This is a genomic window from Sphingobium sp. B1D7B, assembly GCF_025961965.1.
In the GTDB taxonomy this organism is placed as follows: domain Bacteria; phylum Pseudomonadota; class Alphaproteobacteria; order Sphingomonadales; family Sphingomonadaceae; genus Sphingobium.
In genome coordinates this window covers 3614373-3626214 of sequence record NZ_JAOQOR010000001.1, presented here as the reverse complement: position 1 = coordinate 3626214, position 11842 = coordinate 3614373, and the positions used below count along the sequence as shown (strand labels likewise).

Genomic DNA, 11842 nt, shown 5'->3' with positions numbered 1-11842 from the left:
GAGGGGTGGCCCTTCTATTTTGCACAGAAGGACTTGTCCCGTGGCACAGCCGCTCATGCCCCACGCCACAGCCAGCTGGCTGGTCGACAACACTGCGCTCAGCTTTGAGCAGATTGCGGAATTCTGCGGTTTGCACATTCTCGAGGTGCAGGCGATCGCGGACGATACCGCCGGCACGAAATATACCGGCCGCGATCCGGTTCGTGCGCATGAAATCTCGGTGGAGGAAATCCACAAGGGCGAGCAGAACCCCGATTACAAGCTGCAGATGCTCAAGGGGCCGGACCCGGTCCGCCGCACCAAGGGGCCGCGCTACACGCCGGTTTCCAAGCGTCAGGACAAGCCGGACGGCATCGCATGGATTCTGCGCCACCATCCCGAGGTTTCGGACGGCGCGATCGGCAAGCTGATCGGCACGACGCGCACGACCATCCAGGCGATCCGCGAGCGGACCCACTGGAACATCAGCAACATCCAGCCCAAGGATCCGGTGACGCTGGGCCTGTGCTCGCAGCGTGAGCTGGACGCGCTGGTGGCCAAGGCGGCCAAGAAGGCCGGCATCGAAGCGCCGACCGACAACCGTCTCGATGGCGACCGTGAGGCGCTGATCGCCGAACTGCGTCAGGAGCGCGAGGACGCACAGCGCCGCGCGTCTGAAACGATGCTGGCGGAGGAAGCCGCTTTGTTCGCGAGCCGCCCCCGCGAAGACTGATTTTGCGCCCCGATTCGGGGCGTTCGGGGTCGAATTTGCACTGTGATCGAAAGCATTCATCCGGGCGACGTAGCGTCGCCCGGCATGGCGTTGCCTTGCCACGCGGGATCGCATAGCCTCTCCGTATGGAGAGCGAAAAACCCGCCTGGCAGGACCATTATGATCACCCCGTTGCGTGGGCGCAGGACTTTGCCCCGCTATCGCTGCCGGAGATGCTGCGATCTGCCGTGGAGCAGGACGGCAGCCGCCCGATGCTTGATTTTTACGGGCGCAAGTTCAGCTATGCCGAGTGCTACCGCAATGCACGGCGCTTCGCGGCCGGGCTGATCGGCCTTGGCGTCCAGCCCGGCGATCGGGTCGGCCTCTACCTCCCCAACGTCCCGCACTACGTCGTGGCCTATTATGGCGCGATGATGGCCGGCGCCATCGCGGTCAATTTCTCGCCGCTTTATACGGTCGAGGAGCTGGCGCATCAGGCCGAGGACAGCGGGACGACCCTGCTGGTGACCATCTCCGCCAAACCCCTGTTTGGCAATGCCTGCGCCGTGCTGGATTGCTCCTGCATTGACCGGCTGGTGGTCGGCTCCGTCGCCGGTGGCCTGCCGCTGGGCAAATCGCTGCTCTACCGCCTGTTCAAGCGGTCGGCGGACGACCATGTCCCGTCCGATCCGCGCATTCTCTCGTTCGGATCGCTGCTGGGCGATGATCCCTCCAGTCTGCCGTCGATCGATCCGCTGCGTGACCTTGCCTTGCTGCAATATACCGGCGGCACCACCGGGCGGCCTAAAGGCGCGATGCTCACCCACCAGAACCTCTCGGCCAATGCGCGGCAGATCGACCTGCTCGATCCCTGGCATGCCCTTGAGGACCGCATTCTGGGTGCGCTGCCCTTCTTCCATGTGTTCGCCAACACTGCGGTGCTCAATCGCACGGTCGTTCGCGGTGGCGAGATCGTCATTCTTCCGCGGTTCGATGCGCGGCAGGTCATCGCGGCGATCCAGCGGACCCGCGTCACCTCGCTGCCCGGGGTGCCGACCATGTTCCAGGCTCTGCTGGACAGCCCCTATCTCGCCAAAGCGGACCTCTCTTCCCTGCGCGTCTGTATTTCCGGTGGCGCGCCGCTGCCACTGCCACTCAAGGAGCGGTTCATGGCGACCACCGGCGCGCGGCTGGTCGAAGGCTATGGGCTGACGGAGAGCAGCGGGGTCGTCTCGGCCAATCCCTATGATGGGCCGGGCAAGACCGGCTCGATCGGCCAGCCCATTCCCGGCACGCGCGTGCGCCTGCTTGACCGGGAAGACCCGTCCCGGCTTGCCCCGCCGGGGGAACCGGGTGAGATCGCCTTTGACGGCCCGCAAAGAATGCAAGGCTATTGGCAGAATCCGGATGCCGATCGGGAGGTCTTCGTCGATGGCTTCCTGCGCACCGGTGACGTCGGCACGATCGATGAAGACGGCTATTTCCGCGTGGTCGACCGCATCAAGGACATGATCGCGGTCGGTGGCTTCAAGGTCTTCCCCAGCCAGGTCGAGGACGTGCTGTATCGCCATCCCGCGGTTCGCGAGGCGCTCGTGATTGGCATTCCCGATGATTATCGCGGCGAGGTGCCCAAGGCGTTCGTGACCTTGCGGCCGGAGGTGGAGGACGACATCGACGGCGAGCGTCTCAAGGACTGGCTCAATCCGCAGCTCGGCAAGCATGAGCGCGTCTGCGCGGTCGAAATTCGTGAGAGCCTGCCGCGCACATTGGTCGGCAAGCTCTCGCGCAAGGAACTCGTCGCGGAAGAGCGGGCCAAGGCGGGACTTGTTTGAGGGTTTCTCTCCCGGCTCATCGTTAGGGGGGACTGAGGGATGAGCCGGGAGAGATGATAGCGGCAATTGCGGGGAGCCGCATCATTCCCTCAACGCGGCTGTCAATGGACGGTTCCCACGCAATGTTGGACCTGGAGAAGAAACAGGACGCGCTCCACCTCTCTCCAGTGGCAGAAGCGGATGTGGTTGCCGACATCGCGGCTGCGATCTGCGCGCTGGGCCGCTTCAACGCCCGCGTGATCGCCGAAAATGCGCATCAATGCGGTGGCGTCGTCGTAACTCCGACGGTCGACCATGATCGGAAGATGCATTCAAAATTCGGATCCCTTGCCCCCGCAAAATCAAGTCATTCTGGTCCAGCTGTATCCATTCACGGACCGTGCCAGCTTCGCCCTCTATCCGTGCCGGACGCCCCACGCTGCCTAAGCACGGCTTAACCAAGTCCCGCGCGGGAGCAATCTGTCCAGTTACGGCACGACGAAGACCGCCGGCTTGTTCGGCTGGCATCGCGGCGCGGGACATGGCATGGGCGTGACATGACCGATCCGAATTCTTCAGGCGACAAATCACCCATGGGCGGCGGTGCGCCGCTGGCTGGCCTCATTCTCCTTGGTACGATCGTCGGCATCGCGACCGGGCAGCCCTCGATCGGCATTCTGGCCGGGCTTGCGCTGGGGGTGATCGTGGCTGTCGCGATCTGGCTGAAGGGCCGGGGCTGATCCGCGCAGATAAGGGCGCGCATGGCCGCTCGGCTTGTTGCGTCAAGGCGGGCGCAGCCGTAAGATCGTCGCCATGAAAAAGATCATCCTGCTGACACTCGCCGCGCTGATCCTCATCGCGGGTGGCGTGTTCTATTATCTGTCGCGCCCCGATGTCGCGCGCCTGCCGGAAACCGCGCTCGAAGGGCGTGAGCCCGAGTTCACGCCGGCGCGCAAGCAGATCCTCCCCACCGTCATGATCGCCAAGCCAGTCGGCTGGGCCGATGGCGCCGCGCCGGTGGCCGCACGTGGTCTCGTCGTGCAGCGTTTTGCGGCCGGTCTCGATCACCCACGCCAGATGTTGCGCCTGCCCAATGGCGACATTCTGGTGGCGGAGACCAACAGCCCGCCCCGCAAAGCCGGCGGCATCCAGGATTGGATCATGGGCAAGCTGATCGGCTTTGCCGGCGCTGGTGGCGTGTCCGCCAATCGCATCACGCTGCTGCGCGATACCAATGGCGACGGCATTGCCGAGCAGCGGCATGTTCTGCTGGAAGGGCTGAACTCGCCCTATGGCATGGCGCTGATCGACGAGACGCTCTACGTCGCGAACACCGATAGCCTGATGGCCTTCCCCTACAAGCTGGGCGAAACGCGGATCAGCGTAGAAGGCCGCAAGGTCGCCAATCTTCCCGCCAATGCGCCCAATAATCACTGGACGCGCAGCCTTGCAGCGAGCCCGGACGGCAAACTCTATGTCGGCGTCGGCTCGAACAGCAATATCGCCGAGAACGGGCTGGACGCGGAGGATTATCGCGCCGCCATTCTGGAGATCGATCCGCGCAAGGGCGAGGCGAATATCTTCGCCAGCGGCCTGCGCAACCCCACCGATCTGGCGTGGAACCCGTGGACCGGCTCGCTCTGGGCGGTCGTCAACGAGCGGGACATGCTGGGCTCGGACCTGGTGCCGGATTACATGACCGACGTGGAATTCGCGGCCTTCTACGGCTGGCCGTGGAATTACTGGGGCGGCTATGTCGACCGGCGCGTGCAGCCGCAGCGCGATGATCTGCGCGAATATACCCGCCGCCCGGCCTTTGGTCTCGGCACGCACACGGCGCCACTGGGCCTGGCCTTCACGCCGGGGTCCGCGCTTGGCGCGCCGTTCAATCAGGGGGCCTTCGTGGCCCTGCATGGCAGTTGGAACCGCAAACCGCCCAGCGGCTACAAGGTTTCCTATGTCGCCTTTGACGATCGCGGCCGGCCGCAGGGCAAGCTTGTCGATCTTCTCACCGGCTTCCTCAACAAGGACGGGCAGGCGCAGGGTCGCCCGGTCGACGTGCTCGTGGCCGCCGATGGATCGGTGCTGGTCAGTGACGATGTCGGCGGGATCATCTGGCGTGTGAGCAATTCCGCAAGACCGGCCGCCGCGCCGACGCCGGAGCGCGCGCCCGCCTCCTGAGCCTTTCGCAGAATTGATTAAGCCCCGTGCTCCTGCGAAAGCAGGAGCCCAGGGAGCAGCCGAAGAGGAGACCCGCCCTAGACTTCTGCTTTCGCAGGAGCACAGTTTTCATCGTGGTCTCGGCACCATCGCTCAGCGGTCGAGCGTAATGCCCGCTCGCCCGGCCAGTTCCACCACATATTGCCAGGCGACCCGGCCTGAGCGGCTGCCGCGCTGGGTTGCCCACTGGATTGCGGCCAGTGGATCGACATCCAGTTCATAACGGGCGGCATAGCGGCGCACGATGGCGACATAGGCATCCTGATCGAGCGCATGGAAGCCGAGCGACAAGCCGAACCGATCCGAAAGGGCCATCCGGTCGTCCACGACGTCGCGGGGGTTGATCGGGTCATCCTGCTCGCCCATCGAGCGCGGCACGATGTGGCGCCGGTTGGATGTCGCATAGAGCCGCACATGGCTCCCGCGCGCACTGGCGCCACCCTGCAGCAGCGAGCGCAGCGCTCGCGCATCGGCGCCGAAGTCACCGTCGAAACCAAGGTCGTCGATATAGAGGACGATCGGCCGGCGCGCGGCGCGCAGCAGCGAGAACAGCGTTGCGAGGCTGCGCAGATCGTCCGTGGCGATCTCGACCATCGCGAGTGGAAGTCCTTCCTTCTGGACCTGGCCGACACAGGCGGCGACCGTGGCCGACTTGCCCGTGCCCCGCGCACCCCACAGCAGAATGTCGTGCGCCGCATGGCCCCGCGCGAGGCGACGGGTATTCTCAAGGCAAGCCTCTTTCTGCGCTTCGATGCCGGTCAGCAGGGCATAGTCGATCGGTTCGAAGCCCTCGATGGGCACCAGCGTCTTCCCATCCCATCGATAGGCCGGATGGGCCTCCAGATCCGGGGTGGCGGCGGCATTCGGCGCAAGCCGTTCGAGCGCGGCGGCGATCCGCGCGAGCGCATCGTCCATGGACGGTGTGGACATGGCATTTCCCTCGGTCATCATGGATTGAGCCGTGGCGGGCCGTTCCCGCGAGGTCAAGACGCGAAGGCCGGCGGCACCGGTCTCCGCCCTTTCGCCGCCACGCTATCATGCCGCTTCAATGTGTCACGCGGCGCGGCTATAGGCCGCACATGTCCCGCGCCACCCGGTCCCTCGAAACGCGTATTCGCGCCTATGACAGCGCCGGGCTGGCGGAAGCCGCCGCGCTGATCATGGCCGGCGAACCGGTCGCCGTGCCCACCGAGACGGTTTACGGTCTCGCCGCTGATGCGACCAACGATCTCGCCGTGGCGCGCATCTATGAGGCCAAGGGCCGCCCGTCCTTCAATCCCCTGATCGTCCATGTCAGCGATGTTGCGATGGCGCGCCAGCTGGTGTCGTTCAACGCCATGGCACAGGCGCTGGCCGAGGCATTCTGGCCAGGCGCGCTGACCATGGTCCTGCCGCGCCTGCCCGATAGTCCCGTCGCCGGGCTTGCCAGCGCCGGTCTTCCCACGCTGGCGGTGCGGCTGCCATCGCATCCGGCAATGCGCGCGCTCATCGGCGCGGCGGGCGTGCCGTTGGCCGCCCCCTCGGCCAATCGCTCCGGCGCGATCAGTCCGACCCGTGCCAGCCATGTGCTGGCCAGCCTCGGAGGGCGTATCCCGTTCATCCTCGATGCCGGGCCAGCCAGCGATGGCGTGGAATCGACCATCGTCGAGCCGCTCGACGATGCGATCATCCTGCTGCGGCCCGGCCCCGTGACCCCGGAGCGCCTGGAAGCGATCACCGGACGACCGGTGCGCGCACCCGCAGCCAGTGCAGGGATTACCGCGCCCGGCCAACTCGAAAGCCATTATGCGCCATCCAAACCCTTGATGCTCAACTGCACGGAGCCTGCGCCGGGCAGCTTCCACATCGGTTTTGGTCCGGGACCATCCCAGCGCAACCTCAGCCCGAGCGGTGATCTGGTCGAAGCCGCCGCGCATCTGTTCGCCGCTCTGCACGAAGCAGACGAGAGCGCAGCGGCGCGCATTTCGGTGGCGCCGATCCCGTCTGAAGGGCTCGGTCTTGCCATCAACGATCGTCTGCGTCGCGCGGCGGCGTGAGGTCGGCCTAGGCAGTGAGTCGGTCGAAAATATGCGGGGCGGGCGGGGGCGATCGACCGCTGGCCATCCTCGCGAATCTCGCAACTGTGGCAGGCAGCGGCGGCTCATGCACGGTTTGCCGCTGGCTGGTTTGCGGTTTTTGAAGAGTTCGTGAAGGCTCGATTGTCAAATCCATGCGTTATGCACGGACGCGGCAAATCCAGTTGGCGTGTCGGCAGTAAACGGAGGACTGAATAATTGATCGCCTTATCCAGAGTTGATCTCGATTCTTCGTTGATCTTCGTTGCATTTTTTACACTTGCGGCTGCACTTTTGACACTTCGTGCCGTTTCTGCGCCGCATCGTATTTCTCGGCCGGTTTCCGAGGAAGTGCACGAGTTTTTGGGCGCCTCGTTCGGCGCGCTTTTCGCCACGGCGCTGGTGACCTGGCAGATCGGCTCGGTCATCCCCATCTTCCTTGCCACGATCACGCTGGTCGCGATCGCGCGCTATTATCTCGTGCGGTTCAGCATGCCGGGCATCCTCTGGCTGACTGGCGCCGGGCTTGGCAGCGTGATGACGAGCCTATGGGGCACCTTGTTCATTCTCGAAGCCGGCCTGCCGCCGTTGCTGATGGTGCTGGCCTTCGCCGCGCTCGGGCTGACGCTGTTCGCCTTCCTCGCCAATCTCATCGCCAGCGTGGCGCGCGAAGCGGTGCTGACGCATGAGCGCTGGCGCCTGCCGGTGGCGATTCCGTCGTCAGATCCCGCAGCCGCGCATCTCAAGGTCTCGCTGCACCTCGCCTGCTATGCCGAACCGCCCGAGATCGTGATCGAGACGATGAACCGTCTCGCCGCGCAGGATTATGATAATTTCGAAGTGCTGGTCTGCGATAATAATACGAAGGACGAAGCTCTTTGGAGGCCCTTGGAAGCCCATTGCGCGCGCCTCAACGCGAAGCTCGGCAAGGAGTGCTTCCGTTTTTTCCACGTCGATCCGCTGCCCGGCGCCAAGGCCGGCGCGCTCAATTTCCTGCTCGAGCAGACCGCCTCAGATGCGCAGATCATCGGCGTGATCGACGCCGATTATTATTCCCGCAACGACTTCCTCTCGCGCTTGCTGCCGTTCTTCGCCGATCCGAAGCTCGGCTATATCCAGACGCCGCACGACTATCGTGACTATGAGGGCAATGACTATCTGAGCGCCTGCTATTGGGAATATATGCCGGTCAACAAGGTCGATTACCCCGGCGTGAGCGAATATGGCGGTGCCTTCACCATCGGTACGATGTGCCTGATGCGCGAGGATGCGCTGGTGAAAGCCGGCGGCTGGGCGGAATGGTGCCTCACGGAAGATTCGGAAGTCTCCGTGCGCCTGCGCAAGGTCGGCTATGAGGGCCTGTATTTCGGCGAGACCTTCGGGCGCGGGCTGATCCCCGAGACCTTCGACGATTACAAGAAGCAGCGCTTCCGGTGGACAGCGGGTCCGGTGCAGCAGCTGCGTCGTCACTGGCGTCTGTTCCTGCCGGCGCCCTTTGCCGCGCCGCTGCCAGGCTGGACAAAATTGCTGGAAGTCGTGCGCTGCCTCGCGCCTCTGCAGACGCTGGCCGCGCTCGTCGTCAGCGTGGGCGGCATGCTTGCCATGGTCGTTGGGCTGGCCATCGGCGCTATGGAGCCGGTCAAGGTGCCGTCCATCGCCGGTCTGCTGATGCTCATCGGTGCGGCGACATGGTGGGTGCGGCTCGTGCATCGCTATCGCCTGTCCGGCTGCTATGACACTGGCGCCATGGTGTGGGGCGAGATCGCCCGCGCCTCGCTCAGCTATGTCGTGCTGGTCGCAGGCATTGCCGGCCTCTCCAATCGCCCGCTCGCCTGGCGGCGCACGCCCAAGTTCGCCGGACTGGCCGACGAATCGCCTTTCGCGGCGACCCGGCCAGAGACGATCGCAGGGTGGGCGTCACTCGCCGTGGCAGTGCTGTGCCTGTTTGCCACCGGGCTGCTTGGCACGGGCGTCGCGCTCCTCAGCTTCATCGGCTTCGTGTCGCTGGCCCTGCGCTTCTTTTGTGCGCCGCTGATGGCGGCGACGGCCATTCGTGCCTCCCGCCCGGCGCCCCGGCCGTCTCGCCCGCGCTACATTCCGCGGGATGCGCGCGTCGCCGTCAGCCGCGTCTGGGAAAGCTGAGTTTTTGGAAATCGCGGGGGAGGGCGGCTAGTCCTGCCCTCCCGCCCTCCTGCCTCATTCGCAATAATAAGGGTCGTAGCGCGCCTTGCATTTGCGCCGAAGTTCGCGACCCCGTTCCCGATCCGCTTCGTCGCCGCTGACCGTTGCCCAGTCAGCCATTTTCGCACCGGCATCGACCGGCGCCTTGGCCACCTTATAGGCCGTGCGGGCGACGCAGCCCTGCAGGGTGAGCGGTCCAAGCACGCTCGCGGCGATTAGCAGGGCAGGTCGAACCATGGCAGCCTCTCCAATGTCCATCAGGGACAGGTGCCTTGTCTGAGCGGCTTCACGTCGTCGCGCAAGACTGCTGCGCCGGAATGGCCACCGTTTCCCCTCAGTTTCGCAGGCGGTCGGCGAAGCCCTTGCGCAGCTTCTGCAGCTTGGGTGGGATCACCGCCATGCAATAAGGGTTCCGGTCGCCAACCCGATCCCAATATTGCTGGTGATAATCCTCGGCTGGATACCAGGTGGCCAGCGGCTCGATCGTTGTGACGATAGGGCTCGGCCAGTCCGCCTGTGCCCGTTCCATGGCAGCGCGTGCCGCGGCCTCCTGCTCGGCATCATGGGGGAAGATCGCCGAGCGATATTGGGTGCCGATGTCATTTCCCTGCCGATTCATTGTCGTCGGGTCATGCGTGGCAAAGAAGATGTCGAGCAGATCGCCATAGCCGATCACGGCCGGATCATAAGTGATGCGGATTGCCTCGGCATGGCCCGTGCTGCCCGAGCAGACCTCCTCATAAGTGGGGTTGGGCTTACTGCCGCCGATATAGCCGCTCTCGACGGACTCGACGCCCGCGAGATTTTGATAGACCGCTTCTGTGCACCAGAAGCAGCCGCCGGCCAGCGTAGCAGTCGCGCTCATGAGGGGGCGTCCTTTCGAGGAGGGGTGTGTTGCCTCAAAGATAGGAAGTCGGTGGCGGGGTGCAAAGGGGTGCGCCCAGTCCACCTGCCGTTCGTGTCGAGCGAAGTCGAGACACGTCAAGCACAGTGGCAAAGTGTCTCGACTTCGCTCGATACGAACGGGAACGGAAATCCGCTGGCCGTTGCCTAAAGGCGCAGCCCCGTCGTCTCCGGCAGGCCCGCCATCAGGTTGAGGTTCTGCACGGCCGCACCGGATGCGCCCTTGCCGAGGTTGTCGAGCGCCGCGACCAGTCGGATCTGCGCGCTGCTTTCATCCGCAAAGACGAACAGGCGCATGATGTCCTTGTCCCGCAGCAACTCGATGGGGAGCGTCGCCGCCTCATAATCATCCGCCACGCTGATGATCGGCGAGCCTGCATAATGCTCGGCCAGCGCTGCGCGCATGGTGCCGGCATCCGCGCCACTGACCAACAGATCGCGATGCAGCGGGACGTCCACGATCATGCCGGAATAGACCGGCACGACAGCCGGCGCGAACAGCGGGCGATGCGTCAGGCCGCAGCGGGCCTGCATTTCGGGCACATGCTTGTGCCCAAGGCCGAGCGCATAGGTGCGGAAGGCACTCGGCGCGCCGTCAGTGCCTTCGTATTCAGCGATCATGGCCTTGCCGCCGCCAGAATAGCCTGAGGCGGCGTTGCATGTGAGCTGCGTCTCGGCGGGGATGATGCCGGCTTTCACCAGCGGCGCCACGAGCGCGATGAAGCCGGTCGAATAGCAGCCGGGATTGCTCACGAAGCGGGCTTTCGCGACGGTATCATGGCCGGAGATTTCCGGCATGCCATACACCCAGCCATCGGCCACGCGATGCGCCGTCGAGGCGTCGATCACCCGCGTGCGATCATTGGCGATCATCTGCACGGACTGGCGCGCAGCATCGTCCGGCAGGCAGAGGATGACGATATCGGCGGTGTTGATCGCCTCGGCGCGCGCGCCATCGTCCTTGCGGGCGGCATCGCCCAGCGTAATGAGATCGAATTCGCTGCGCCCCTCCAGCCGGTCCCGGATCTGGATGCCGGTGGTGCCGGCGGCGCCATCAATGAAAATCTTTGTCATGTCGTAATCCTGCGCCGGCCTGTCACCGGCTGCTCATGCGTGTCGCGGAGCCGCGCGACGACATCGTTCAGCGGCTCGATGGTCACGGCCATCGCGTGGGCATTGGCATGGATCAGGCGCTCGCCATCCACCATCAGCCCCACATGGCCGGGGAAGAAGATGATGTCGCCTCGTCGGAGCGCCGCATTGTCGCCCAGCGCCTCGCCGACGGCCTCGGCCTGCTGGTCGGTGTCGCGCGGTGCGTTTATCCCACAGGCAGCCAGAGCGATCTGCGCCAGCCCCGAGCAATCGAGCCCAAGGCCCCGGCCACCCCATATATAGGGCGCGCCCAAGTGGCGCTCCGCGACGGCAACCCAGTCGCTCTCGACATCCGCGAGGGTGCGGACGTGCCGCTGATGAACGAACCCGGCATCGATGGCGAGAAAATCGCCCTGCGCCGTACCGGCCAGTTTGGCACCGGCGGGCAGGAGCATCTGCACCGGTGACTTGATATCGGCCGCCGCGAACACCGGCGCGAGGCCGCGTGCGACATGGCTGGCCTCGACAGGTTCGCCCAGCGCGTCCAGCGGCACATAGCCGACATAATGGTCATGGCCGCAATAGCCCCAGGCCCAGCCGGCGCGGGCATCGAGCATGTGAAAGCTCTCGCCATAGAGCAGCTCGCTCACGGCGCTTGCGGCGACGTCCGGTGCGGCGCGCAGCATCGTGGCGGCTACAACGCAGCTGCGCGGCACCGGCGCGGCATAATGCGGCGCGAAATACAGATCGGCGAGGGCCACATCGGCCAGATCGGGCCGGATCGCGCGCACGCGCGGATCGTAGCTGCGGGATGTCCCGTCCAGCTTCACGCTCTTGCGTTCGGGCGACGACGCCACGCTAGTCCCGGCGATGGTCTGTTTCATCGGCGC

At 65.0% G+C, this 11842-nt stretch carries 12 protein-coding genes; 6 read left to right on the top strand and 6 right to left on the bottom strand.

Annotated features, from left to right (window positions below):
* Positions 1 to 55: 55 nt before the first annotated feature.
* The gene (locus M2336_RS16995) at positions 56 to 712 is read left to right on the top strand and encodes a DUF1013 domain-containing protein (protein ID WP_181561486.1); all 657 of its coding nucleotides are present in this window, start codon (positions 56 to 58) and stop codon (positions 710 to 712) included.
* Between the two features lie 125 nt (positions 713 to 837).
* Positions 838 to 2523: a long-chain-fatty-acid--CoA ligase gene (locus tag M2336_RS16990; protein WP_264573380.1), complete on the top strand. Its 1686-nt coding sequence runs from the start codon at positions 838 to 840 to the stop codon at positions 2521 to 2523.
* A 101-nt stretch (positions 2524 to 2624) separates the two neighbouring features.
* On the opposite strand, the gene M2336_RS16985 is transcribed toward M2336_RS16990, so the two are convergent.
* Complete coding sequence (locus M2336_RS16985; RefSeq protein WP_181560352.1) at positions 2625 to 2834, bottom strand: hypothetical protein; 210 nt, start codon at positions 2832 to 2834, stop codon at positions 2625 to 2627.
* 225 nt (positions 2835 to 3059) lie between these two features.
* Between M2336_RS16985 and M2336_RS16980 the strand changes: the two genes are divergently transcribed.
* Together M2336_RS16980 and M2336_RS16975 are read left to right on the top strand one after the other, a co-directional pair.
* Positions 3060 to 3242: a hypothetical protein gene (locus M2336_RS16980; protein WP_264573378.1), complete on the top strand. Its 183-nt coding sequence runs from the start codon at positions 3060 to 3062 to the stop codon at positions 3240 to 3242.
* A 73-nt stretch (positions 3243 to 3315) separates the two neighbouring features.
* Positions 3316 to 4683, top strand: coding sequence for a PQQ-dependent sugar dehydrogenase (locus M2336_RS16975; protein WP_264573377.1), 1368 nt, complete (start codon positions 3316 to 3318; stop codon positions 4681 to 4683).
* 132 nt (positions 4684 to 4815) lie between these two features.
* On the opposite strand, the gene M2336_RS16970 is transcribed toward M2336_RS16975, so the two are convergent.
* Positions 4816 to 5637: an ATP-binding protein gene (locus M2336_RS16970; protein ID WP_264574911.1), complete on the bottom strand. Its 822-nt coding sequence runs from the start codon at positions 5635 to 5637 to the stop codon at positions 4816 to 4818.
* A 164-nt stretch (positions 5638 to 5801) separates the two neighbouring features.
* Here M2336_RS16970 and M2336_RS16965 point away from each other — a divergent pair, with 164 nt between their 5' ends.
* Both M2336_RS16965 and M2336_RS16960 read left to right on the top strand, forming a co-directional pair.
* Positions 5802 to 6758: an L-threonylcarbamoyladenylate synthase gene (locus M2336_RS16965; RefSeq protein ID WP_264573376.1), complete on the top strand. Its 957-nt coding sequence runs from the start codon at positions 5802 to 5804 to the stop codon at positions 6756 to 6758.
* Positions 6759 to 7127: 369 nt separating this feature from the next.
* Positions 7128 to 8918 (top strand): glycosyltransferase, encoded by a 1791-nt coding sequence (locus M2336_RS16960; RefSeq protein WP_264593225.1) that lies wholly within the window; start codon positions 7128 to 7130, stop codon positions 8916 to 8918.
* 54 nt (positions 8919 to 8972) lie between these two features.
* Here M2336_RS16960 and M2336_RS16955 read toward each other — a convergent pair whose 3' ends face one another.
* From M2336_RS16955 to M2336_RS16940, 4 genes are all read right to left on the bottom strand, one after another.
* Positions 8973 to 9194, bottom strand: a complete 222-nt coding sequence (locus M2336_RS16955) for a hypothetical protein (protein WP_264571045.1) — start codon at positions 9192 to 9194, stop codon at positions 8973 to 8975.
* A 97-nt stretch (positions 9195 to 9291) separates the two neighbouring features.
* Positions 9292 to 9822, bottom strand: a complete 531-nt coding sequence (gene msrA / locus M2336_RS16950; RefSeq protein ID WP_264573374.1) for a peptide-methionine (S)-S-oxide reductase MsrA — start codon at positions 9820 to 9822, stop codon at positions 9292 to 9294.
* A gap of 185 nt (positions 9823 to 10007) precedes the next feature.
* On the bottom strand, positions 10008 to 10934 hold the full coding sequence (argC, locus tag M2336_RS16945; protein ID WP_264573373.1) for an N-acetyl-gamma-glutamyl-phosphate reductase: 927 nt from the start codon (positions 10932 to 10934) through the stop codon (positions 10008 to 10010).
* Positions 10931 to 11836: a C40 family peptidase gene (locus tag M2336_RS16940; RefSeq protein ID WP_264573372.1), complete on the bottom strand. Its 906-nt coding sequence runs from the start codon at positions 11834 to 11836 to the stop codon at positions 10931 to 10933. The genes argC and M2336_RS16940 overlap by 4 nt, the downstream gene beginning before the upstream one ends.
* Positions 11837 to 11842 lie beyond the last annotated feature (6 nt).

Bases quoted from the DNA above. Each gene is read 5' to 3' on its own strand.
- M2336_RS16995 (WP_181561486.1), top strand. From the start codon at position 56: ATGCCCCACGCCACAGCCAGCTGGCTGGTCGACAACACTGCGCTCAGC.
- M2336_RS16990 (WP_264573380.1), top strand. From the start codon at position 838: ATGGAGAGCGAAAAACCCGCCTGGCAGGACCATTATGATCACCCCGTT.
- M2336_RS16985 (WP_181560352.1), bottom strand. From the start codon at position 2,834: ATGCATCTTCCGATCATGGTCGACCGTCGGAGTTACGACGACGCCACC.
- M2336_RS16980 (WP_264573378.1), top strand. From the start codon at position 3,060: ATGACCGATCCGAATTCTTCAGGCGACAAATCACCCATGGGCGGCGGT.
- M2336_RS16975 (WP_264573377.1), top strand. From the start codon at position 3,316: ATGAAAAAGATCATCCTGCTGACACTCGCCGCGCTGATCCTCATCGCG.
- M2336_RS16970 (WP_264574911.1), bottom strand. From the start codon at position 5,637: ATGGACGATGCGCTCGCGCGGATCGCCGCCGCGCTCGAACGGCTTGCG.
- M2336_RS16965 (WP_264573376.1), top strand. From the start codon at position 5,802: ATGTCCCGCGCCACCCGGTCCCTCGAAACGCGTATTCGCGCCTATGAC.
- M2336_RS16955 (WP_264571045.1), bottom strand. From the start codon at position 9,194: ATGGTTCGACCTGCCCTGCTAATCGCCGCGAGCGTGCTTGGACCGCTC.
- msrA (WP_264573374.1), bottom strand. From the start codon at position 9,822: ATGAGCGCGACTGCTACGCTGGCCGGCGGCTGCTTCTGGTGCACAGAA.
- argC (WP_264573373.1), bottom strand. From the start codon at position 10,934: ATGACAAAGATTTTCATTGATGGCGCCGCCGGCACCACCGGCATCCAG.
- M2336_RS16940 (WP_264573372.1), bottom strand. From the start codon at position 11,836: ATGAAACAGACCATCGCCGGGACTAGCGTGGCGTCGTCGCCCGAACGC.